The sequence below is a fragment of the Altererythrobacter sp. Root672 genome (assembly GCF_001427865.1).
Classification (GTDB): domain Bacteria; phylum Pseudomonadota; class Alphaproteobacteria; order Sphingomonadales; family Sphingomonadaceae; genus Croceibacterium_A.
On sequence record NZ_LMHH01000002.1, the window covers coordinates 465,978 to 488,252 of the forward strand.

Sequence of the window (22,275 nt, forward strand, 5' to 3'; positions counted from 1 at the left end):
GTTTGACCAGCCAGGCCGCGTTCCCAGACCTTTGCGGCCGGTTTTGCTGTTGACGCTCACTGCCCCAGGCTTGCCGGTGTGAAAGGATAATAAATGGCTGCGAATGCACCCGCCTTCGACGTCGGCGATTACGTGGTATACCCAAAGCACGGCGTTGGCCGTGTGATCGAGCTACAGAGCGAGGAAATCGCCGGTATGAAGCTCGAACTTTATGTCCTTCGTTTTGAAAAAGAGCGCATGACTCTTCGCGTTCCGGTCAACAAAGTTGAATCGATCGGCATGCGTAAGCTTTCCAGCGACAAGACGCTGAAGGAAGCCATGGAAACCCTCAAGGGCAAGCCCAAGGTCAAGCGCACCATGTGGTCGCGCCGCGCCCAGGAATACGAAGCCAAGATCAACTCCGGCGACCTCGTTTCAATCGCCGAAGTGACTCGCGACTTGTTCCGTCCGGAAGACCAGCCGGAGCAGAGCTATTCCGAACGCCAGATCTTCGAAGCGGCTTCCAGCCGTCTCGCGCGTGAACTGGCAGCGATGGAAAAGACCGATGAGCCGGCTGCGCTCACCAAGATCCTCGAAGTACTGAAGACGCACGCGCCGCAGTACTACGAGAGCACCACCGAAGACGCCTGAGCCAGGCACTTTGGGGTTTGAAGGGCCGCCGGGGGAAACCTCGGCGGCCTTTTTCGTAGGCGCTCCGTTCGGCGAACCTCCATCCAGCCTCGACGAACCGCGATTGTCGTGGGGCCATTGCTGTATTATACCAGTAACACAGAATTGAATGGAGGCCATCTATGCACACTGGGCGGTTCTTGAGGTCTTTTGCTTCGATCGCACTGTTCGCCGCAGCCGGCACCCTTGCTGGATGCTCGATGGGTTTCGATGGCGAGGGGGTCCCGCTCGAGGAACTCGACCTCACTGGCGAAGCGCCCACCGGGGTGGCGTTGCTTGGGCCCGACAAGATCATCATCACGGAAGGAGCACCGTTCCGCGTCACGGCCGAAGGCGAAGGAGCGGACAAGCTGCGGTTTTCCCTCGATCACGGTACGCTTGGCATATCCCGCGAGACTTCGACGTGGAACGAATGGGGCGGAAAGCCCGCCACGGTGCGAGTCACGATGCCCGCGCCTCGCAACCTGACCCTCGTCGGCTCGGGTCACATGACCACGTCAGCGCTCGCCAGCGAGGCCGAGGTGTCGGTTACCGGCTCTGGCACGCTGGAAGCCCCCCAGATAGCCGCCTCGCGGCTTGAAGTATCGATTACTGGAAGCGGCGATTTCGTGGGCGGCGGCCAGGCCGAATCTCTGACCGTGTCGATTGCCGGAAGCGGCGACGCCCGGATGGAGAAGCTCAAGGCCGGCAAGGCTGAGGTCAACATCATGGGCTCGGGCGATGTCGCCTTCGCCTCCGATGGAGAGGTCGAAGCCAATATCATGGGCTCGGGAGACGTTACCGTCACCGGTTCCGCCCGCTGCAAGGCCAACAAGATGGGCTCCGGCTCGGTCAAGTGCCAGGGAGTGGCCCAGCCCGCCGAGTAACGGCAGGCATTGACTACAGCTGTAATCGATCATATCTCCGGCGTCGGTTGAGGGAGAGATAGCGATGCGGAAATTGGTAGCAGCGGTTTCGCTTGGCGCAGCAGTGGCCTTTGGGGCGACGATTGGGGTGGCGCAGGATAGCGGACCAGCCGTTGCAGCACCGTCCGGCAGCCGCAGCTACAGCGTCGGCGCATTCGACGAAGTGACGACCGTGGGGCCCCATCGCGTCATTGTCACTGTCGGGGGCGCTCATGCGGTTTACGCCGATGGCCCGGGAGAAACGCTCGATCGGTTCGAGGTCGTGGTCGAGGGCGACAAGCTCAAGATCCAGCCGAAAGAAGAATACCGGCGGGAACATGACTGGACCTGGATGGCCCCGGCAACGTTCTACGTCACCCTACCCCGCATAGAGGCCGCCTCGTTGGCAGGCTCAGGCAACATGTATCTCGATCGCGTCCAGGGCGACAGATTCGCCGGTTCGGTGGCAGGATCGGGCGAGATCGACATCGCTTCGATGCAAGTCGGCGAGGCGAATTTCTCGGTGGCCGGCTCGGGCGACCTGACAGCTCGCGGCAGCGCGGGTCGGTCGCGGGTATCTGTCGCAGGCTCGGGCGCCGTTCGCGCCCGGGAGATGCGCAGCACGACCGCAGCGGTTTCCATCGTCGGATCCGGCGACGCGGACCTGACGGTCGATAACAGCGCACAAGTCTCGATCGTCGGCAGTGGCGACGTCGACATCGCGGGCAACGCCACCTGCACCGTCTCGCGCATGGGGTCCGGCAAAGTCGCGTGTCAGCGGGGCTAGGAGGCGCCTGACTGCAGCCCGGGGAGTAGTTCATTGCCTGCTCACTTGGCATAGGGCAGGAAGCCGGCGAAAGGATCGCCGATGCCCCTTCCTGCCCTCCCGCGTCCGACCCTCCTGCTCATCCCCGCCGCCGCCCTGATGCTTAGCGGCTGCCTGGCGAAAACTGCCGTCGATCTCGTGACTTTGCCGGTCAAGGTCGCCAGCGCCGGCGTCGACGCGGCCACCACCAGCCAATCCGAAGCCGACCAGAAGCGCGGCCGCGAGATTCGCCAGCGCGAGGAACGCCTCGGCAAGCTGAGGCGCGACTACGAAAAGCAGATGACCCGCTGCCAGGACGGTGACCGCCGCGCCTGCAGCAATGCGCGCGATACTTATGCGGAAATGCAGTTGATCCTGCCGAGCATCCCGGCCGAACCGGCGGGTTAGGCTGCGGCTCTCCGCAACCGATCGTTGATCGCCACGCCTATGCCCTCATCGGGCACGGGAGCAACGGCCACACGCGCGCGCTCGGATACAGCGGCCTGGTGCAAGCACGCGTAAAGCCGCGCGGCGGCGAGTGCGAGATCGCCGGTTTCCGAAAGCGTGCAGTCGCCCTCGATAGGTCCGAACCCGATTAGAAATTCGTCAATCTCGGCGCGTTCCGCCCCCAATCTGACGGGCTTTCCTGGCGAATAATGTTGCGCCAGCTGCCCCGGCGCTTCGATCCGAGCATCGGCGAGCGGCTTTGGTGGACCAAGCAATGCGACAAGTTCGGCCGCGGTGACCGGCCCATGCCGCAGGAGTTGCCACGCGCCATCATCACGCAACGCCACGATGGTCGATTCAAGCCCGCGCGGGCAGGCCCCGCCATCGAGGATCGCCGAGACTGCCGATCCCAGGGAATCCGCGACGTGTTGCGGTGTCGTTGGGCTGACCGCGCCACTGCGATTGGCGGATGGCGCAGCGAGCGGAACATCTAGTTCCTGCAACAATTGCCGCATGGCCGGATGATCGGGCATGCGTAGAGCCACGGTCGCCAGCCCTGCTGTAACCGCCGGCACTACCGGGCTTTCCGCGACCGAAGGCAACACCAGGGTCAAAGGGCCCGGCCAGAATCGCGCCGCCAACGCCTCGGCGCGCTCGTCGAAGGTCGCCAGCCTCCTGGCCATCTCAAGCGACGCGACATGCACTATCAGCGGGTTGAAGTCGGGTCGCCCCTTGGCACGGTAGATCGCTGCCACCGCGGCTTCGCGATCGGCGCGCGCGGCGAGGCCGTAGACCGTCTCGGTCGGCACCGCGACGAGCTCTCCCGCGCGCAACAGACTGGCCGCACGGGCTATTCCGCCCGCGTCCGCCGCCAACCATTCAGGTGCCTGCTTGCCGCCCATCGCCGCGCGCTATAGGCCACACCGCGATGAATGACCAAGCCACCGATTGGATCGCCGCGCCCGCCTATGTCTGGGAGGGCGCCTCAGCTCGCCCCGTTGTGCGTATCGATGCCCCTCGGCTCGAGCTCTTGCGCGGGATCGACAGGCAGAAGGCCGCCGCGGCCGAAAACGTGCTGCGCCTCGCACACGGGCACGCGGCGCACGACATGCTTCTCTGGGGCTCGCGCGGCATGGGCAAGTCGGCGCTGGTTCGTTCTTCGGTCCGCGCCGCGCAGGACGAAGTCGCGGGCCGCATCGCCCTGGTTCAGATCGCGACCGACGCCGTGACGTCTCTCACCGCGCTGTTCACGCGGCTCGCTTCGGTCGACCGCCAGTTCTTGGTCTTCGTCGACGACCTCGGCTTCGCGGCCGACGACGCAGCTGGTCCACGCCACTTGCGCAGCTGGCTCGACGGCGGAGTCGAGGCCCGGCCGGGCAATGTTCGCCTGGCGGTCACGTCGAACCGCAGGGCCATCGTCGCGCGCCATCATGTCGAGCAGGACGATCCGCTCAACCCGCGCGATGCGGTCGACGATCAACTCGCGCTGGCCGACAGGTTCGGCCTTTCGCTCGGCTTCCACGCCTGCTCGCAAGACGAATACCTGGCAATCGTGCGCGGTTATGCCGAGGAATACGGCCTCGACTGGACCGAAGCCGAAGCTCTCGAATGGTCCAAGCGTCGTGGCGCGCGCTCAGGGCGTGTCGCCTGGCACTTCATCACCGAACTGGCGGGCCGCGCTGGGCGGGCCCTTCCGGTAAACTAGAGCTCAGTTACCGCCCGGAACGATATCGGGCGGCGGCTGCTGGAACGCGCGCGAGGGATCGCCGATCAACTCGCGTTGTGGCGGCATGTGCGGCACTTCGAGCCGCTTGGGGGCGGCTGCCGGCGCTGCGGCGGGTGAAATCACCCGCCAGATGATGTTGCCGGTGTCGTCGCTGACAAGCAGGCCACCCGTCTTGTCCCACGCCACCCAGGTCGGGCGACCGTGGGTCTCGCCTTGTCCGGCGAGGAAACTCTTGAGCACCGTGACGGGCTTGCCAACCGGGTTGCCGCGTTCGTCAAAGCGCACGAACACCACGTCGTAGCCCGCGGGCGGCTTGCGGTTCCATGAGCCGTGACGAGCGATGAAAGCGCCCTGGTTGAAAGCATCGCCCATCCTCGCGCCCTCTCGGGTGAAGGTCAGCCCAAGCGCTGCGACGTGCGGTCCGAGGGCAAACTCGGGCGTGCGGCTGTACTCGATGAGAAAATTCGGCATCGGCGCGTCAACTCGGTCGTCGACGTTCTCGCCCCAGTAAAGCCACGGCCAGCCATAGGTGGCACCGACCGGCACGTTGGTGAGGTAATCGGGCACGAGGTCCGATCCCAGCTGGTCGCGTTCGTTGACCGTGACCCACAGTTCGCCGCTCCATGGGTTCCAGGCCAAGCCGTTCGGGTTGCGCAGCCCGGTGGCGAAGATACGCGTCTTCCCGGTCACCAGGTCGAGTTCGTGAATCGCCGCACGGCCCTCCTCGATCTCCATTCCGCCTTCGCCGATATTGGAGGCCGACCCGACCGCGACGTAGAGCTTGGTGCCTTCATCGTTGATGATGACGTTTCGCATCCAGTGGTTACCCGCGGGAGGCAGATCCATCAGCTTGACCGGCTGTCCCGTGACCGCATCGGCGCCTTCGGCATAGTCGAACCGCAGCAGGGCATCGTGGTTGGCGACGTAGAGCTTGCCGTCGTGCCAGGCGATGCCCGAGGGTGAAGAGAGGCCGCTGCGGATTTCGCGCTTCACTTCTGCCACGCCGTCGCCGTCGGCGTCGCGCAGCAGGATCAGGTTGTTCGGCGAAGGAACCGCAGCGCCCGCCTTACGGAAAAGGAAGCCCGCAATCGCATTGGTGATCGGGTTGCCGCCCGCCACCACACGCTCGGGCGCGTTCGATTGGGCGACGATCACATCGCCGTTGGGCATGGTATAGATCACGCGTGGATGGTTCAGCCCTTCGGCGAAGCGATTGACCTTGAGGCCTTCCGCAGCCTCAGGCGCGGCGCCGTCCGGCCAGCCGATCGGCGTGGCTACTCCGACCGTCGGGATCAACTGTGGATCGGGCTCGGCCAACTTGGGATCAGTGCCGGTGACCTGGTCGAGCGTAAGCGTGGCCGGGACGCCGCGCGTCACCCACCAGCCGGCGATTGCCAGGAGAACGATCAAGACCAAAAGGCCGATAGCGAGCTTTTTCAGGATCCTCATGGTGGGCCGAAATAAGCCAAGCGCGCCTTTCCGGCAACGCTATCTGCGCCTAAGTATGTCGAGCCATGTACGACTTTGCCCCCGACCGCGATCTTCCGAAGCCAGAACTCTACCGTGACGTGCTTTCCGCAGCCGACGCTCTGACGTCGGGCGAGCCGGACGGCGTGGCCAATATGGCGAATCTCGCAGCGCTCATCTGGCAACTCGTTCCGGACCTCAATTGGGCCGGATTTTACCGAATGGTCGGAGGAGAACTGGTCTTGGGGCCGTTCTGCGGCAAGCCCGCCTGCATCCGCATCCCTCTCGGCCAGGGCGTTTGTGGAACGGCGGCGGCCTCTGGGCAAACTCAGCGCGTGCCGGATGTCCACGCCTTCCCAGGCCACATTGCCTGCGATGCCGCGAGCCGTTCCGAACTCGTCGTTCCGGTCATTCGCGCTGGCGAAGTGATTTCGGTGATCGACTTGGACAGCCCTCTGCCGGCGCGCTTCGATGCGGAGGACCAAACCGCTTTCGAGGCGCTTGCAGCGCTGATCGCCGACCGGATCTAACGGATCACGGCAGAGCGCGGCCGGCCGAACCTTGAGCGATTTGAGAGGCCAAGCGGAGTCGAACGGTCCCGAGGCGGTCGATCGTCTGTTGAGGGCTCACTTCGATCCCATCAGCCAGGTTCGCCTCGACACCCAGGACTACCTGGCTGTCCGGGGCCAGCCGTAACCGGTATTTGCCGTAGACCACCCGGTCGAACAGGAAGAACCCATCGTATTCGCTGACCGTGCTCGCCACGACAGTGCCGTTGCGGTCGATCAGGTCGAGTTTGGCGCCAGCGAGCGGGACATTCTCGGGCCCGTTGAGCGTCCCCTCAACTTCGCCGGTCGGACTGACCGCGATTTCGATCATCGAGGAAACCCCCGGTCGCGGGGTCACCACGATGCCTTTGCCCTGTGGCAGGAGGAAAGGATCCGGCAAGGTCGATTCATCGATCCCGATCAGCACTTTCTGATAGGGCTGCAGTCCTTCGACGATGGTGTGGCCGAGCTCGTCTGTCGGATCGCTGGACCCGACCGCGCCGGCGTTCACCCCCACACCCGTAAGCGGTTCTTCGTCGGCCGAACGCAGGCCGTCTCCGTTCTCGTCTAGAAAGACCGAGATCGCGGCCTGGCCCCGCTGCGCCAGCTTCTCGCTCGACATCCGCCATCTTCCCGTGAGGGGATCGTGGCCCAGGCTGAAATTGAGCGCGAGATTGGCGCCCACGCTTCCCCGAGTATCGACAGTCCCGCTCGCCATGACAGCCACTTTGCGGAAATGACGAACGAGGCCGAAATCGAACTCGGTGATGCCGGTGCGCCGAGTGTGTTCGATATCGAAGCGCAGTTCGGAAAGACCGCCGAGGTTCTTTTCGATCGTCAGGGTGGCTTTGTCGAAGCCAGTCTGCTCGCCGCTCACCTTGTATGAGGCCTCACCGCGCGCGGTAAGGCCGAGGAAACGCGTGTTGGCAAGCAAACCGATGCGGGTGCCGTCATCCCAATCGGAGTTGCCGACGGTGTCGCGATAGGCAACGTAGCCCGTCAGCGACACTCGGGGCATCAGCAGCGAAGCGCGGACCGCGGCCTCGTTGACCTCGCTGCGGTCGCGCCTGTCGGTCCGTTTTATGCCGCCCGAGAGGGATATCGGCATTCGCTCTGAAGGGAGGAACGTGTCGAAGTTCAGGCTGTGCGAACTCTTGTCCCTCGGATCGACTAAGCCGCTCGTGAAACTGCCGTCCACGAGCAGACTTTGCCCCTGAATGTTGATGGCGCCTATTTTGCCAATCATATCAATCTTATACGCGCGCCCTCGGCCGAGTTCCTGGGCGCCGCTCAGATTGAACAGCAAGGGTCCGAGCGCCCGCTGGAGATTGAGTTCAACGTAATCGCGCCGCCGCAATCTGTAGTAGAGCGAATGCGCGTTCGCCCCGACCACCGTGCGGCGATCGAGGCCAAATTGCGCCCCGGCAGCGTATTGCCATCCCTCGTCGAGCCGACTGCCCGGTGGCGGACGGCCGAAGGAGATAAGGTCATGATTGCGCTGGATGAACCCCGCCCAGTACTCGAGCGTGCCGGTTGGCAGCGAGTCATAGCCGACCTGGATGGCCTTGCTTTCGCGCCGGATCTGCCCCTGGGGCCCGTAAAGGACCACATCGAGATCGTTGTTGCCGAACAGCAGGTTCACTTCGAACTCGTAGCGGCCGTCGGGCATATTGTTCTGGAAAGCCAGCAGCTGGCCGTTGCGGTAGAGCTCGGCATCCCATCCGAGCGGCAGTGTGCCGCGCAGGATGGTCGTGCCGAACCGATCGGATTGGTCCAACCCCCGGTTGCTGATGAACGCGCCTCGGCCCGCCCCGCTCGTTCCGGCAAGGTTGCCCGAGATCATGTCGACGTCGCCCGCCACGGCCTGCGTTGCCTTGAGCGGGCCGAGCATGCCCCCGTCGGGATCCATGCGATAGGCGCGCAACCGCAGGCTGTCGGGTACGCCATCGGAGTCCGAGGCCAACCGCATATCGAAGCTGGCACGAGCGACTTCGCCGCTGGCGAAGATCTCGTACCTGGTGTTGAGTTGGGAACGGCTTCCTCCGTTGCTGTAGTTGGCCTGCGCCACCACATCGACAGAGGGCATGCGCCACATGGCGTAAGGCTGCTGAGCCTGCGGATAGGCGCTGAGGTCAGGCCGCTCACGTTCGGGATGGAGTCGCGCGGCGCGACTTTGGCGCTCGATCGCTTCGACAAACGGCAGGCGCTTGTCGCTCTCGATAGAGAGCGAGGAATTGCGCAGGTTGGGCGTGAGCGTGATTCCGAGCCATCCGCCCAATGAGCGGGTGTCGACGCACCAACCTTCAGGTGTGTCGTGAATCTCGCCCGGCTGCAGGCCGCGCTTGATGTTCATGGTTTGTACTGTGCTTGAATCGCGGTCGAGAATGAAGGTTTGGTCTTCGGTAAAGATCCAGCCAGTTGCGCGGCGCGACTTCTTGTCGAGGCGCACTGGAATATTGAGCGACTGGATTACATCGGCGAGATCGACGCAAACGCCATCTGACGTCTGATAACCTCGCACTTCATTCATCAGGCGATATTGTTTGACCTGCAGTTGGAAGAGGACGGCGTCTTCCTCGTTCGGCGCGTAATCGCTCGCCTGCGCCTGCGCAGCGCCGCTCGAAAACAGCAGACAGGCCGCCGCGAACTTCGCGACGGCCCGGAGCCGCAGAGGACGGAACGCAGACATGAGTGATCAGGCGCCGATTGAGTGCGACCGGCTCAGCGCAGAACGGCGTCGAGCGAAGCGATGAGGTCGCCACCGTCGGCAAGCGGCTGGCGAAGTTCCACCCGTACGGGGCCTCGCATCGCTGCGGCCTGATCGGGAGAAATCGGAAGCGTGGTGTGGCGGCTGCCGATCTCCGGATAAACGCCAAGACCGCGCGCGACGAACACCGGTTCGCTTCCCGCGCCGTAGACCAGGAGGTCTCCGTAGACCGAAGCCGCCCCGGACCTGGAGATGTCGACGGCGAAAGCGAAGCGTCCCTCGGTTTGCTCGATCCTGGGATTTGCCAGGCCCGCGACGACTTCGAGTTGCCCTTTGCGAATAATGATCGGCATGGTGATGCCGTAGATCGGTGTGATCTTGACGACGAAGCCATCGGCCGGGGTCGTGTCGCTAGGCGCAATGGGCTGGACCTTGGGGATAGCCGCGAACGACATGTGCACCCGGTATTCCCCATCGGGCAGTTCGGCGCCGGGCCGGGCGCTGATGCGGATGGCCTGCGGCTCGCCCGGTGGTAGGACGACGCGGCGCGGGGCGTAGCGGATCATTTCCAGCGCCGCGGTCTCGGTTACATTGGCCTCGGTAGTGTCGACCGGCTCCAGGCCGCCATCAGGCGTCATTCGCCGCAGCTCGAGCGAAACGCGATAGGTCGCCTCCTCGCTGCCGACGTTTGACAGAATGACTTCACCGCCGCGTCGACCGTCGAGGACCAGGCGCGTCGGAGCGATTAGCAGGTCGCCCTGCGCCGCGAGCGGGGCGGGCAGTGCAAGGCCAAGGCCGATGGTAGCGAGAAGAACGGCGCCAAAGCGCGGCAGACGAACGATTGGCATAAGTCCCTTCCCCTAAGGGGTTTTGCGTAGTCGTCCGTTTCCTAAGTCTGGCAGGGTTAATTCGGCGTAAACCCTAACGCCTATCCGCAAACACAAAGGCCGTCCCGCGCGGGGCGGAACGGCCTGTAGGTGTGTGCGAACCGGCAATGCTGCCGGTGTGCTCAGGTTTGATTAGTTATAAAGAACAACGACTTCGAACTGGCCGCTGTAGACGCCGGCGGCCTGGTTCGTGGCGAGCGTCAGAGTGCCGCCCACGTTGAAGTCGCCACCGCTCGGTCCAAGAGCGAGCGTCGCATACTGGCTGGCAAGCGTCAGCGGCAGGACATTGGCGCCGCTCTGCAGCTGGATCGTCTGGTTGGTGAACGAGATGCCGACCGGAAGGCCGTTTTCGCCCGTGACGTGGAACGTAGCAACGCCCGGCGAACCGGCGGTGCAGACCAGGCCCGGAGTGCAGGTGCGCGCACCAGTGGCCGCGTTTACGGTTACGTTGCCACCCACGCCGCTGTTAGCGACGGTGCCGAAGTCGAGCAGGGCGTCGGTAGCGGTCACCGAGAGCGAAGTCAGGATATTCGCCTGAGCAGTCGCGGTCGCAGTGGCGGCCGAAGCGGAAGTCGAGAAGCCGAGAGCGGCGAGCGCCATGCCCACAGCAGCGTTACGCAGAGTCGAGTTCATGTGTGTTAACCCCTTCCAAGCGTGAACGGCGTTTCCTCGAAACGATTCCCCAGGCGCGCCGGTCACTCGAACGGGAAAGTCCCCCCGTCATCGGGCGCATTAAGGCCCAGGCTATTCAGGCTTGGTCTTCAAAGGTGGTTAATGACTACGGGGTTTTACTTAAGGAATCAGCACTAGATCCCGCCGCCGGTGAGGCGCTGGCAGATCAGGTCGAGCTGATCGAGCGTGCGATAACGGATTGTAACGGCGCCGGAACGGGGGTCCGTGTCGGCGGCAATCCTCACTGGAAGGCCGAGAAACTCCTCGAGTTGGTTCTGCACCGCCACGATATCGGCATCCCCTGCCGGATCGCGAGAATCCCTGGCCTGGCGCCTTACGCGCGTGTCACCCCGGCGGGCGAGTTTCTCGACTTCGCGGACGGAGAGCTTCTGGTCGACCGCGCGCTGCGCCAAGGCCTCGGCGTCCTCGCGCCCGACGAGAGCCCGCGCGTGGCCCATATCGAGCCGGCCTGTCTCTAGGTGCTCGAGCACAGGCTGCGGCAGTGAGAGCAGGCGCTGAAGATTGGCCACGTGACTGCGTGACTTGCCGACAAGGCGCGCGATTTCGGACTGCGGCAGATCGTCGCGTTCCCCGAGACGTTGATAGCCCCGAGCTTCCTCGACCGGATTGAGGTCTTCGCGCTGAATGTTCTCAATCAGCGCCAACGCCATCACATCGCGCTCTTCGAGATCGCGAACTAAGGCTGGAATTTCATGGAGTTGCGCCTTCTGCGCTGCCCGCCAACGGCGTTCGCCCGCCACAAGCTGATAACGCCCGCCAGCGAGCGGTCGCACAATGACCGGCTGAATCACGCCGCGCTTGGCTATCGAGATCGAGAGTTCTTCGAGTGCCGCCTCATCAAAGTGGCGCCGCGGCTGTTCCGGATGGGGTTCAATGGCAGCAACTGGAAGGCTCGCGAGCCCGGAAGAGCCCAGTTCCAGGGGTGCGGAGGTTTCCGAACCTTCTGGCACGCCACGCCCCGGAGCCACGAGTGGCTCTTCGCGGCGCATCTCGCCCATCAGGGCGCTCAACCCTTTGCCGAGGCCGCGCTTGGGTACGGCCCGCGAATCGGTGCGTTCTTCGGCGCTCATGCGGCAACCCTCTCTTTAGGCAGTCGTCCGATAAGTTCGCGAGCGAGCGCCATGTAGGCGACGCTGCCCGCGCAGGACTGGTCGTAGATCAAGGCCGGAAGGCCGTGGCTCGGGGCCTCGGACAAGCGAACGTTGCGCGGAATGACGGCTTCGAACACCAGCTTGCCCAGGCATTCGCGAACGTCGTCCGCGACCTGGTCAGTCAAGCGATTCCGCCGGTCGAACATAGTCAGCACGATGCCGATGATCCCGAGGTTGGGATTGAATCGCTGCTGGACCTGCTCGACCGTCGTCAAAAGCTGACTCAAGCCCTCGAGCGCGAAGAACTCGCACTGCAGCGGGACCATCAGGGTATCTGCAGCGGTCAGTGCATTCAGGGTCAGCAGCCCGAGTGACGGAGGGCAATCGATGAAACAAACGTCGTGCTGCGTATGGCCAGCGAGTGCGGCACCGAGACGTCCGGTGCGGTTCTCAACAGTGACCAGCTCGATCTCCGCCCCACTCAGGTCAACCGTCGCAGGGACGACATCGAGGCCCGGAATACTGGTCGGAACCGTGCAATCCTCGACGTTCGCCTGATCCACGAGGAGGTCGTAGGTCGAAAGCTCGCGGCGCGCGCCTTCGATTCCGAGCCCCGTGGACGCGTTCCCCTGGGGATCGAGGTCGACCAAGAGGGTCTTCCATCCCGCCGCCGCCATTGCCGTGGCAATGTTGATGGCGGTGGTGGTCTTACCTACCCCGCCCTTCTGGTTAGCTATCGCGATCCGGATCATCGGACTTTCGGTGTCCCTTGTCCCACTAGGATGCCCCCTCCCTCATCGGTTTGCGATTGTTCCACGTGGAACATGTCTCGCACTGGAAGCGGCTGTGTCTCCAGTTCTTGCGCCGCCGAACGCCCCTTCGGCAACAGCCACACTGTGTTGCGTGTGGAAAACCGGGCTGACAACTGGAGGAGTTTTGCGAGCGGAGCGAACGCCCGAGCCGTAATGACGCCCGCCTCAAAGGTTTCCACATTTTCGAGACGGGATCCCAGAACGCGACAGTTTCGGAGACCCAACGCCTCCGAGGCACGACTAAGCCACTCGGACCTACGCTTTCGCGATTCGACTAGAACCAACTCCAAGTCCGGGCGAGTGGCGGCCAGGACGAGACCCGGGAACCCAGCCCCACTACCCATGTCCAACCAGGCGCCTGTTTCACGTGGAACATAGTCGATGAGCTGCAAGCTATCGGCAAAGTGCCGCTGCCAAATCGCATCAAGGCTGGCCGTCGAGACGAGATTCTGCACCGCATTCTCTTCCGCCAACAGACGCGCAAAAGCGTGCAAGCGCTCCATGCCTGCCGCGTCGGTGCGCTCTGCGCAAAACGCTTGGGCGGCCCCCTCCCCCTGGATCATGCAGCCACCGATGATTGTCGCCGAGCGAAGACCAGCACTGCAGCAAGTGCCGCTGGCGTGATCCCGCGAACTCTCCCGGCCGCTGCCAAGTTAGCGGGCCGCGCCGACGTAAGTCGTTCAACCATCTCGTTGGATAACCCTGGGACCAGAGCGAAAGGAAAGTCCGGTGCTAGCGATACAGCCTCGCTTGCCCGAAGTTCGCGGAGCTCGCTGTCCTGCCGCTCCAGGTAGGGCGCGTAGGCAGCATCCTCCGCGATCTCGCCCGCGATCTCGGAACCTGCATCAAGAGCAGCATCGATCCAAGGCCGGAGACCCGACAGGTGGACGTCGGGAAATCGCAGCCAATCGGCCAGGCTCTTGCGGCCCGCGTCCCTCCGAACAGGAACGCCAGCGGTCGCGAGTTCCGAAGAACTCACCTCGATCTCAAGCGCACCTGACCAACGAGACCGAATTGCCTCCCGCTCAACGAACCACTCATGTCTTTCCTCACCCACGCACCCTGCCGCCACGGCCAGTGGGGTTAAGCGCGTAGTGGCATTGTTCGCCCTGAGCCGCAGGCGATACTCAGCCCGAGCAGTGAGCATGCGATAAGGTTCGCTCACGCCATGCAATGTAAGGTCATCGATCATCACGGCCATGTAACTGTTGCCGCGATCAAGCGCGACGGGCTCACGACCCAGTACTGACGCAGCAGCCCGCATACCGGCGAAAAGCCCTTGTGCCGCAGCCTCTTCATAACCGGTAGTGCCGTTGATCTGGCCGGCGCAATAGAGACCGGGAATGGCATGAAGCTGCAAGTCCTGTCCAAGTGCCCGCGGATCGATATGGTCGTATTCGACGGCATAGCCAGGAACCACAACCTCGACGCACTCAAGGCCCTCCATCGTTCGCAACATACCTAATTGCACATCCGCCGGCAGCGATGTGCTGACACCGTTAGGATAGACCAGGTGCGTGCATAGACCTTCGGGCTCGAGAAAGACCTGATGCCCGTCGCGGTCGCCAAAGCGATGGATCTTGTCTTCGATCGACGGACAATAACGGGGCCCGGCCGCTTCTATCGCCCCCGTAAACAGCGGAGAGCGGTGAAGATTTTCCCGAATGATCTCGTGGCTGCGCGCATTGGTCCGGGTGATCGCGCAGAACACTTGAGGATTGCTGCGCGCGACGGTCAGCGGAGACATGGTCCAGGGATCGGCGTCTGAGGCCTGCTCTTCAAGCCGGCCCCAATCGATCGTGCGGCCATCCAATCGCGGGGGCGTACCGGTCTTGAGCCGGGCCATCGGGAGTTCGGCATCACGCAGCTGGGCCGCCAGCCGCTGAGCTGAAGCCTCACCGATACGCCCACCGGTCATCCGTTCCTCGCCACGGAACAAGGTACCGCCAAGAAAAGTACCGGTGCACAGAACGACCGCCGCCGCCTCGATCCGCTGACCGTCGGCCAGTTCAATGCCACGCGCGCGACCACCCTCGACGATCAATCCCGCGGCCTCGCCCGAGATCGTTTCCAGATTGGGCTGTCGAGCGATCATCTGTTGGACCGCTGCCTTGAACAACCGCCGGTCGGCCTGAACCCGAGGACCCCATACGGCACTGCCCTTGGAGCGGTTGAGCATCCGGTAGTGGATCGCCGCGGCGTCGGCTGCACGGCCAATCAGTCCATCCAAGGCATCGACCTCGCGCACGAGATGGCCTTTGCCCAGCCCCCCGATCGCGGGATTGCAACTCATGGCACCGACGGCATCGAGGTCGAACGAGACGAGACCCGTGCGCGCACCCATGCGCGCGGCGACCGCCGCCGCCTCGCAGCCCGCATGGCCGCCGCCAATCACCAGGACATCGAACGCACTCATGCTTGCGGCCCTAATCCGCGATGGGTCTCGGGTCAAAAGCGGAAAAGTGTTTCACGTGAAACACTGAACTACTTTCCGATGCAAAACCGCCCGAACAGCGCATCGAGCACGTCCTCGGTCGAACTTCGGCCGACCAGCCGGTCGAAGGCCAAGCGACACTGGCGCAGCGCTTCAGCCCGAAGCAAGGGGTCGGTCTCGACCGATGCTAATCCGAGCGAATCAGCCGCCTCCTCAAGAAGCAAGCGTTGCCGGCGGTTGAGGGCCGTTTCACCGGGCTTCGGCATTGCCAAGTAGGCCTGGTCGATCAAGCCCTTCTTGAGCGGACCGATGTTCTCACCCGTTACGGCTGAAACACGATGGCGCGGCTTAGCCTTGGCTGCGTGCCCGTGGCGATCACACTGAGCCTCGATTTCCCAGGAACCCACAGGCCCCTCACCCTCGGGACCAAGCCAGAGGACCAGATCGGCTCGCTCGATCTCGAGTTGAGCGCGCTCGATACCGATGGCCTCCACCGGATCAAGACTCTCGTCCCGCAACCCCGCCATATCGACGAAGCTGAAAGGAATCCCACCAAGCGCCACTGGACGCACGAGCACATCACGCGTGGTCCCCGCGATCGGCGTGGTGATGGCTGCTTCGCTCTCACTCAATGCATTGAAAAGAGTAGATTTTCCTGCGTTCGGTGGGCCAGCGAGAGCAACTCGAAAGCCTTCGCGCAAAGTCTCGGCAGAAGGAGCGGACAAGGCCTCTCCGATCTCATCAGCCAATGCCTTGATCGCGTTGCCGAAGGTCGCGGGAAGCAGGCCGACATCGCCCTCGTCCTCGAAGTCCAGAACCGCCTCTAACTGCGCCGACAGTCCCAGGACGAGAACGCGCCATTCCTCAACTCGACGCGATAGCGCGCCACCGGCCATGCCAATGGCGGCCCGACGTTGCAGTTCAGTTTCCGCCGACAGCAAATCGGCGAGCCCTTCCGCTTCCGCGAGGTCGATCCGGCCATTGGCAAAGGCCCGGCGCGTGAATTCGCCGGGTTCGGCCCGGCGCAACCCCGGCAAGCCCGAGAGAGCTTCCTCGATGGCAGCAACCACGGCCCGTCCACCGTGCAAGTGGAACTCGCCCAGGTCCTCTCCGGTCGCGGTGTTCGGACCGGGGAACCACAGCACAAGTCCGTCGTCGAGCAACTCCCCCGCTGCCCCGCGCAAGGTCGCGCGGCTTGCTCGCCGCGGTGGCGGCAGGCGCCCCGCCAGTTTTTCCAGCGCCAGCGCTGCATTCGCCCCACTTACGCGGACGACCGCGATCCCTGCAGGCGGGGAGCCGCTGGAAAGGGCGAAGATGGTTTCCATGGAGCGGCCGATCAGGCGTCCGGCTTATCGGGATCGACCACCGGCCGTTCGCTGGCCTTGCGTGCATTTTCGACGAAGTTCTCGAACATTTTCAATCCCATCTGCCCCATCGGCGCGAGCTGCTTGGCGTAATCGCGCAACTGGTCGGTGTTGGCTGCGCCCTGCATCGCCTTGGCGAAAGCGTCGACGTAGACGGCATTGGCCTTCTCCACGTCGGGCAAACCCATGAAACGGCGGGCTTCCTCGGGCGTGCAATCGATCTCGACATGAACCTTCACCGGAGATGGCCTTTCGTCGCAGCGCGCCGTCTGGCGGAACGCGCTTGGGTGAGCGGCGTATCGTCGGCATAATGGCCGGCGCACGCGGGGAGGTATCTTATATGAGCAAGACAGTCAGCATTTCCACCCTGCAGCATGACGGAAGCTTCTCCGCCTATTGCGCCCAGCCCTCAGGCACGCCGCGTGGCGCGATCGTGGTTATCCAGGAGATATTCGGGGTGAACCCCGGAATCCGCCGCAAATGCGACCGCCTGGCCGAAGCCGGCTACCTTGCGCTGGCACCGGACTTGTTCTGGCGGATCGAGCCGGGGGTCGAACTGGATCCCGACGTTGAGGCAGAATTCAAGCGCGCGATCGAGCTTATGGGACAGTTCGACCAGGACCAGGGCGTCGCGGATATCGAGGCGACCATCCGCCATGCGCGCGAGGCTCTCGGCGTGTCCAAGGTCGGCGCCGTCGGCTACTGCCTCGGCGGGCGACTTGCCTTCATGGTCGCGGCCCGCACCGATGCCGACGCCACGGTCGGGTACTACGCGGTCGGCGTGGATGGTCTGCTGCGAGAGAAGCACGCGATCGCCAGGCCGCTGATGCTGCACATCGCGGGTAACGATGGCTTCGTCCCACCTCCGGTACAGCAAGCGATGCACGAGGGGCTCGACGATCATCCGAAAGTCACGCTGCATGACTATCCCGGCCTCGACCACGGCTTCGCTACCGAAATGGGCAAGCGGCGCGACGACCGGGGCGCCGAACTGGCGGACAGCCGAACCGCGGCGTTCTTTGCCGATCATCTAGGTTAGCTCGAGGCCATGGGGGGCCACATGCGTCGATGGGGATTAGCGGCCGCGCTCCTGGCCGATATCGCGGCACAACCTTGCCTCGCGCTCGAGCCGGTACTTGGCCAGGGCGAGGAACTCGAAGCACGGATTGACGGCGACCTCGACGGCGACGGTAACGCCGACATCGCCTATCTCGCCCGCACCGAGGAAAAGCGCGAACTGATCGTCAATCTGACCAACGGCGGCAGTGAATCCCTCGAACTCGACACCATTCCGCTCGGCTCCGGCGAACTTTCGATCAAACGCGGCGTACTGCTGTTCGAGGACCTGACCGGCGGCACGACCGCCGTTGGATCGACCTATCGCTACCGCTTCGACGACAAGAGTTTGCGCATGCGCCTGATCGGCCTCGACGCCACCCTCTACAGCCGCACTTACGCACACGATGGGTTTGAGCTGAGCTGGAACCTGCTCAACGGCGACCTCATCACCCGCAAGCTGCAACTCAACAAAGGCGGCGGCGATGCGGCCTACGATCCGATCATCGAGACCAAACGCAAAAAGCGCTCCGGACCGGTGTGGCTGGCACAGTCACCCGATCCGGAAGCACTGATAAGTGAGCTAAGCGGGGTCTGAGACCCCGCCCGCTTACTGGTTCATCGTTGCGAAGAAGTCCTCGTTGGACTTGGAGTCCTTCATCTTGTCGAGAAGGAATTCCATCGCGTCGACCGTGCCCATCTGCATCAGGATGCGGCGCAGGACCCACATCTTGCTGAGCTGGTCCTTGCCTACCAGCAGCTCTTCCTTGCGGGTGCCGGACTTGCCGACATCGAGCGAGGGGAAGATGCGCTTGTCGGAGACCTTGCGATCGAGGACGATTTCCGAGTTACCGGTGCCCTTGAACTCTTCGAAGATGACCTCGTCCATGCGGCTCCCGGTATCGATCAGCGCGGTGGCGATGATCGAGAGCGAGCCGCCCTCTTCGATGTTGCGCGCCGCGCCGAAGAAGCGCTTCGGGCGCTGCAGGGCGTTGGCGTCGACACCGCCGGTGAGGACCTTGCCCGAGCTCGGCACCACGGTGTTGTAGGCGCGGCCAAGGCGAGTGATCGAGTCGAGCAGGATCACCACGTCCTTCTTGTGTTCGACCAGGCGCTTGGCCTTTTCGATCACCATTTCAGCGACTTGCACGTGGCGCGTGGCAGGTTCGTCGAAAGTCGAGGAAATGACCTCGCCTTTCACCGAACGCTGCATGTCGGTGACTTCTTCCGGACGTTCGTCGACCAGGAGGACGATCAGGAACACTTCCGGGTGGTTGTCGGTGATTGCCTTGGCGATGTTCTGGAGCAGCACCGTCTTACCGGTACGCGGCGGCGCCACGATCAGGGCGCGCTGGCCCTTGCCCTGCGGACTGATGAGATCGATCACTCGGGCCGACTTGTCCTTGACCGTCGGATCGGTGGTGTCGAGGTTGAGGCGCTCGTCCGGATAGAGCGGCGTCAGGTTGTCGAAGTTGGTCCGGTGACGCACGGCATCGGGATCATCGTAATTGACGCTCTTGAGCGTCGTGAGGGCAAAATAGCGCTCCCCATCCTTGGGGGCGCGGATCTCACCTTCGACGGTATCACCAGTGCGCAGGCCCCATTTGCGGACCTGGTTCGGCGAAACGTAGATATCGTCTGGGCCGGCGAGGTAGTTCGCTTCGGGGCTGCGGAGGAAGCCGAAGCCGTCCTGCAGCACCTCGATCGTGCCCTGACCGACGATTTCCTCGCCGTCTTCGGCCACTTCCTTGAGGATGCCGAACATGAGGTCCTGCCGGCGCATGGTAGAGGCGCCTTCGACGCCGAGTTCTTCGGCCATTTCGACCAATTCGGCCGGCGCCCTTTTCTTAAGTTCTTTCAGATGCATGATGGTATTCCAGTATTCAGATGGGAGCCGGCAGGTCGTTTTGGGCTTGGAGAAAGCAAGACCCGGCCGCTCGGAACGGCGGCCTCAGCCGGTGAGGAGACAGATATGGGTTCGCCGCGAAGGCGTCAATTCATAGAAACGAGCGAGATGAACTGCTCGTCGTTTTCTCAGAACGGTTTGATGATCACCAGGACGACGATCAGCGCCACGGCGATGCCTGGCACCTCGTTGAGCAGGCGCAGCTGTTTGCCGGTCAGGGTCCGCTCGCCACGCGCCAGCTTGCCGGCGTAAGCGCTCAGGTAGCCATGATAGCCCGACAGGCCGAGCACCAGTAGCAGCTTGGCGTGGAACCATCCCTGGCTCCAGGCCCCGGTCGCATAGGCCAGCAGCAGGCCCAGAACCCACACGACGACGATCGAGGGCATGAGGATGATCTTGAGCAGCTTGCGCTCGCGATCGATCCACGCTGCGTTCTCAGGCGAATCCGGCGCCGCTTCCTGGTGGTAGACGAACAGCCTGGGCAGCATGAACAGCCCGGCCATCCAGAAGATCACGAAGATGATGTGGCCGGCCTTGAGCCAGTAGTACAGGGTTGCGAGCAGGTCGTGCATGGGTTCGGTCTACTGTCGGGAACGCCGCCCGTCACCCCTGCCAGTTGCGGACGGTGGAGAGCAGACGTTCGACGTGGGCGATCGGGGTTTCCTTGTCGATCCCGTGGCCGAGGTTGAACACATGCGGACGGCCGGAGAAGGCTTCAAGCACACGGATTGCCGCAGTATCCAGCCCGTCACCGCCGGCAAGCAATTGCAACGGATCGAGATTACCCTGCACCGGCAGATTTGCCGGAAGGGTCTTGTCCGCCCACACCGGATCGATCGTCTCATCGAGACCAAGCGCATCGACACCAGTCTCGCGGGCATAGGCTGGGAGCTTTTCGCCGGCACCCTTCGGAAAGCCGATCACCGGCACGCCCGGATGGCGGCGATGAATCTCCGTGACGATGGCCGCGTTGGGGGCAATGACCCAGCGTTCGAACTCGCTCGGCGCAAGACTGCCCGCCCAGCTATCGAACAGTTGCACGGCCTCGGCACCCGCTTCGATCTGCCCCGAGAGATACTCGATGCTCGCCGCCACGATCGCGTCGAGGATCGCCTGGAGCGCCGCAGGATCCCGGTAAGCCAGCGTCCGCGAGGCCTGCTGGTCCCGGCTCCCCTCACCAGCGATCATGTACGTAGCGACCGTCCACGGGCTTCCAGCGAAGCCCAGCAAGGTCGTTTCCGGCCCAAGCTGCTCGCGCACCAGCCGAACGGTGCGATAGATCGGGTCGAGCCGCTCCGGCGCCGCCGTCAGCGAAGCCAGCGTGGCATCGACCAAGCGCGGCGAGAGATGGGGACCTTCGCCCGCCAGGAACGCCAGGTTCTGACCCAGGGCATGCGGAATCACCAGGATGTCGGAAAACAGGATCGCCCCGTCGAAGCCGAAGCGACGGATCGGCTGGATCGTGACTTCTGCAGCCGCCTCGCTGTCGTTGACCAGTTCAAGAAAACCACCCTTCTCAGCCCTGAGCGCCCGGTATTCGGGCAAGTAGCGCCCCGCCTGGCGCATGAGCCAAACCGGCCGCTGGGAGCCTGATTGTCCGCGCAGAGTATCGAGCAGAAGACCGGGCATTCAAAGGGTCCAATCCAATAAATATATATTTTTAAATAGGATTCAGGACTCTGTTGGCCCTGTGGATATCGGGGATGGCGGCCCCTTGCCCGATTTATCCCGAGTTGAACAGAGTTTGGCGCAGTGGCGAATCCGCACAGGTCCGCGTCAAGTTCTGGTTCTCCACGCTATCCCCAGCCTGTCGATAGATCCTGCGGCCTGTTGACCCAACCGTGTCCGAATCAGCGGGTAATGGGGGTGGAATTCTTTGCCGAACTTGTCCGGCAGTCCCTCCCGTGGTTTATGCCGGGACTTGTCCACATGACCCTGCTCCATCTTCATCTCCTCTCGGACTCGACCGGCGAGACGCTGGAGATGATCACCAATGCGGCGCTGGCGCAATTCGACGATGCCGAGGTGATCCGCCATTTCTGGCCGATGGTGCGTTCGATGCAGCATCTCGATCGGATCGTCGAGGAACTGTCCACGCATCCTGGCCTGGTGCTCTATACCCTGGTCAATGACGATACCCGCCGCCGACTGGAAGAGCGGTGCAGGGCGCTTGGCCTGCCGCATGTCGCGCCGCTCGACACGGTGACCGCCGCGCTCGAGGATCGCCTTGGTGAAGAGGCCAAGGGCCGACCGGGCCGCCAGCATATGATGGACGATGCCTATTTCGCCCGCGTCGATGCGATCCAGTTCACCATCGCGCATGACGACGGGATCGCTGCGGAAGACTGGGAACAGGCCGACATCGTCCTTGCCGGGGTGTCGCGCAGCTCGAAGACTCCGACCAGCATCTATCTCGCCAATCGCGGCTTCAAGGTCGCCAATATACCGCTGGTGGTCGAAAGCCCGCCGCCCGCGTCGCTGTTCCAGTTACAGCATCCGATGGTGGTCGGCTTGACCACGGCCCCGCGGCGGTTGGTGGAAATCCGGCGCAATCGCCTGCTTTCGCTCAACGAAAAGACCGAGACCGCGTATGTGGATGAAGAGCGGGTCGAACGCGAAGTGGCATTTGCTCGGCGCATGTTCGCCGATAATGGGTGGCCGGTGATTGACGTCACTCGCCGTTCGATTGAAGAGACGGCAGCGGCCGTGATCAAGCTTTTCAACGAACGCAGGGCGCGGGCCGGGATGGCCGGAGCCGGGACAAAACCGATATGAGTGG

The 22,275-nt window shown here is 63.4% G+C and carries 23 protein-coding genes; 9 read left to right on the plus strand and 14 right to left on the minus strand.

What is annotated here, in order from left to right; translation table 11 throughout:
* The first annotated feature begins 93 nt into the window (after window positions 1-93).
* The 4 genes from ASD76_RS13475 to ASD76_RS13490 all read left to right on the plus strand — a co-directional run bounded on the left by ASD76_RS13475 (window position 94) and on the right by ASD76_RS13490 (window position 2,766).
* Entirely contained in the window at window positions 94-630 is a 537-nt protein-coding gene (locus ASD76_RS13475) for a CarD family transcriptional regulator (RefSeq protein ID WP_055923870.1), read from the plus strand.
* A 179-nt stretch (window positions 631-809) separates the two neighbouring features.
* Window positions 810-1,535 (plus strand): head GIN domain-containing protein, encoded by a 726-nt coding sequence (locus tag ASD76_RS13480; protein WP_235506734.1) that lies wholly within the window; start codon window positions 810-812, stop codon window positions 1,533-1,535.
* 64 nt (window positions 1,536-1,599) lie between these two features.
* Entirely contained in the window at window positions 1,600-2,340 is a 741-nt protein-coding gene (locus ASD76_RS13485; protein ID WP_082553839.1) for a head GIN domain-containing protein, read from the plus strand.
* Between the two features lie 81 nt (window positions 2,341-2,421).
* On the plus strand, window positions 2,422-2,766 hold the full coding sequence (locus tag ASD76_RS13490) for a hypothetical protein (protein WP_235506736.1): 345 nt from the start codon (window positions 2,422-2,424) through the stop codon (window positions 2,764-2,766).
* Here the strand turns inward: ASD76_RS13490 and ASD76_RS13495 are convergent.
* Window positions 2,763-3,707 carry an L-threonylcarbamoyladenylate synthase gene (locus tag ASD76_RS13495; RefSeq protein ID WP_055923878.1) on the minus strand — a complete coding sequence of 315 codons (945 nt, stop codon included), beginning with the start codon at window positions 3,705-3,707 and terminating at the stop codon, window positions 2,763-2,765. The two genes, ASD76_RS13490 and ASD76_RS13495, sit on opposite strands and share 4 nt — an antisense overlap.
* A 26-nt stretch (window positions 3,708-3,733) precedes the next feature.
* Here ASD76_RS13495 and ASD76_RS13500 point away from each other — a divergent pair, with 26 nt between their 5' ends.
* Entirely contained in the window at window positions 3,734-4,510 is a 777-nt protein-coding gene (locus tag ASD76_RS13500) for an ATP-binding protein (protein ID WP_055923880.1), read from the plus strand.
* Window positions 4,511-4,513: 3 nt separating this feature from the next.
* Here ASD76_RS13500 and ASD76_RS13505 read toward each other — a convergent pair whose 3' ends face one another.
* Window positions 4,514-5,980, minus strand: coding sequence for a PQQ-dependent sugar dehydrogenase (locus tag ASD76_RS13505; protein WP_055923883.1), 1,467 nt, complete (start codon window positions 5,978-5,980; stop codon window positions 4,514-4,516).
* Between the two features lie 65 nt (window positions 5,981-6,045).
* Between ASD76_RS13505 and ASD76_RS13510 the strand changes: the two genes are divergently transcribed.
* On the plus strand, window positions 6,046-6,528 hold the full coding sequence (locus tag ASD76_RS13510; protein WP_055923885.1) for a GAF domain-containing protein: 483 nt from the start codon (window positions 6,046-6,048) through the stop codon (window positions 6,526-6,528).
* Window positions 6,529-6,532: 4 nt separating this feature from the next.
* Here the strand turns inward: ASD76_RS13510 and ASD76_RS13515 are convergent, their stop codons facing one another.
* From ASD76_RS13515 to ASD76_RS13555, 9 genes are all read right to left on the minus strand, one after another.
* A complete protein-coding gene (locus ASD76_RS13515; RefSeq protein ID WP_055923888.1) occupies window positions 6,533-9,235 on the minus strand; it encodes a collagen binding domain-containing protein in 2,703 nt (900 codons plus the stop codon).
* A 32-nt stretch (window positions 9,236-9,267) separates the two neighbouring features.
* Entirely contained in the window at window positions 9,268-10,101 is an 834-nt protein-coding gene (locus ASD76_RS13520; RefSeq protein ID WP_055923891.1) for a hypothetical protein, read from the minus strand.
* 171 nt (window positions 10,102-10,272) lie between these two features.
* On the minus strand, window positions 10,273-10,773 hold the full coding sequence (locus ASD76_RS13525) for a DUF4402 domain-containing protein (RefSeq protein WP_055923895.1): 501 nt from the start codon (window positions 10,771-10,773) through the stop codon (window positions 10,273-10,275).
* 173 nt (window positions 10,774-10,946) lie between these two features.
* Window positions 10,947-11,903: a ParB/RepB/Spo0J family partition protein gene (locus ASD76_RS13530; RefSeq protein WP_055923898.1), complete on the minus strand. Its 957-nt coding sequence runs from the start codon at window positions 11,901-11,903 to the stop codon at window positions 10,947-10,949.
* Window positions 11,900-12,676 carry a ParA family protein gene (locus ASD76_RS13535; RefSeq protein ID WP_055923901.1) on the minus strand — a complete coding sequence of 259 codons (777 nt, stop codon included), beginning with the start codon at window positions 12,674-12,676 and terminating at the stop codon, window positions 11,900-11,902. The genes ASD76_RS13530 and ASD76_RS13535 overlap by 4 nt, the downstream gene beginning before the upstream one ends.
* Window positions 12,673-13,299 (minus strand): 16S rRNA (guanine(527)-N(7))-methyltransferase RsmG, encoded by a 627-nt coding sequence (rsmG, locus tag ASD76_RS13540; protein WP_055923904.1) that lies wholly within the window; start codon window positions 13,297-13,299, stop codon window positions 12,673-12,675. Before rsmG ends, ASD76_RS13535 begins: the two co-directional genes overlap by 4 nt.
* The gene (gene mnmG / locus ASD76_RS13545) at window positions 13,296-15,152 is read right to left on the minus strand and encodes a tRNA uridine-5-carboxymethylaminomethyl(34) synthesis enzyme MnmG (RefSeq protein WP_055923907.1); all 1,857 of its coding nucleotides are present in this window, start codon (window positions 15,150-15,152) and stop codon (window positions 13,296-13,298) included. Before mnmG ends, rsmG begins: the two co-directional genes overlap by 4 nt.
* Before the next feature lie 68 nt (window positions 15,153-15,220).
* The gene (gene mnmE, locus ASD76_RS13550; RefSeq protein ID WP_055923910.1) at window positions 15,221-16,495 is read right to left on the minus strand and encodes a tRNA uridine-5-carboxymethylaminomethyl(34) synthesis GTPase MnmE; all 1,275 of its coding nucleotides are present in this window, start codon (window positions 16,493-16,495) and stop codon (window positions 15,221-15,223) included.
* 11 nt (window positions 16,496-16,506) lie between these two features.
* Complete coding sequence (locus tag ASD76_RS13555; protein ID WP_055923913.1) at window positions 16,507-16,773, minus strand: DUF6489 family protein; 267 nt, start codon at window positions 16,771-16,773, stop codon at window positions 16,507-16,509.
* Window positions 16,774-16,874: 101 nt separating this feature from the next.
* Between ASD76_RS13555 and ASD76_RS13560 the strand changes: the two genes are divergently transcribed.
* Window positions 16,875-17,573 (plus strand): dienelactone hydrolase family protein, encoded by a 699-nt coding sequence (locus ASD76_RS13560; protein ID WP_055923916.1) that lies wholly within the window; start codon window positions 16,875-16,877, stop codon window positions 17,571-17,573.
* 21 nt (window positions 17,574-17,594) lie between these two features.
* Complete coding sequence (locus ASD76_RS13565; RefSeq protein WP_156457723.1) at window positions 17,595-18,188, plus strand: hypothetical protein; 594 nt, start codon at window positions 17,595-17,597, stop codon at window positions 18,186-18,188.
* Between the two features lie 12 nt (window positions 18,189-18,200).
* Here the strand turns inward: ASD76_RS13565 and rho are convergent, their stop codons facing one another.
* The 3 genes from rho to hemE all read right to left on the minus strand — a co-directional run bounded on the left by rho (window position 18,201) and on the right by hemE (window position 21,125).
* The gene (gene rho, locus ASD76_RS13570; RefSeq protein ID WP_055923922.1) at window positions 18,201-19,457 is read right to left on the minus strand and encodes a transcription termination factor Rho; all 1,257 of its coding nucleotides are present in this window, start codon (window positions 19,455-19,457) and stop codon (window positions 18,201-18,203) included.
* Between the two features lie 167 nt (window positions 19,458-19,624).
* Window positions 19,625-20,068: a CopD family protein gene (locus tag ASD76_RS13575; protein WP_055923924.1), complete on the minus strand. Its 444-nt coding sequence runs from the start codon at window positions 20,066-20,068 to the stop codon at window positions 19,625-19,627.
* A 31-nt stretch (window positions 20,069-20,099) separates the two neighbouring features.
* On the minus strand, window positions 20,100-21,125 hold the full coding sequence (gene hemE / locus ASD76_RS13580) for a uroporphyrinogen decarboxylase (protein ID WP_055923927.1): 1,026 nt from the start codon (window positions 21,123-21,125) through the stop codon (window positions 20,100-20,102).
* 300 nt (window positions 21,126-21,425) lie between these two features.
* Between hemE and ASD76_RS13585 the strand changes: the two genes are divergently transcribed.
* Complete coding sequence (locus ASD76_RS13585) at window positions 21,426-22,271, plus strand: pyruvate, water dikinase regulatory protein (RefSeq protein ID WP_055924318.1); 846 nt, start codon at window positions 21,426-21,428, stop codon at window positions 22,269-22,271.
* The last annotated feature ends 4 nt before the right edge of the window (window positions 22,272-22,275 follow it).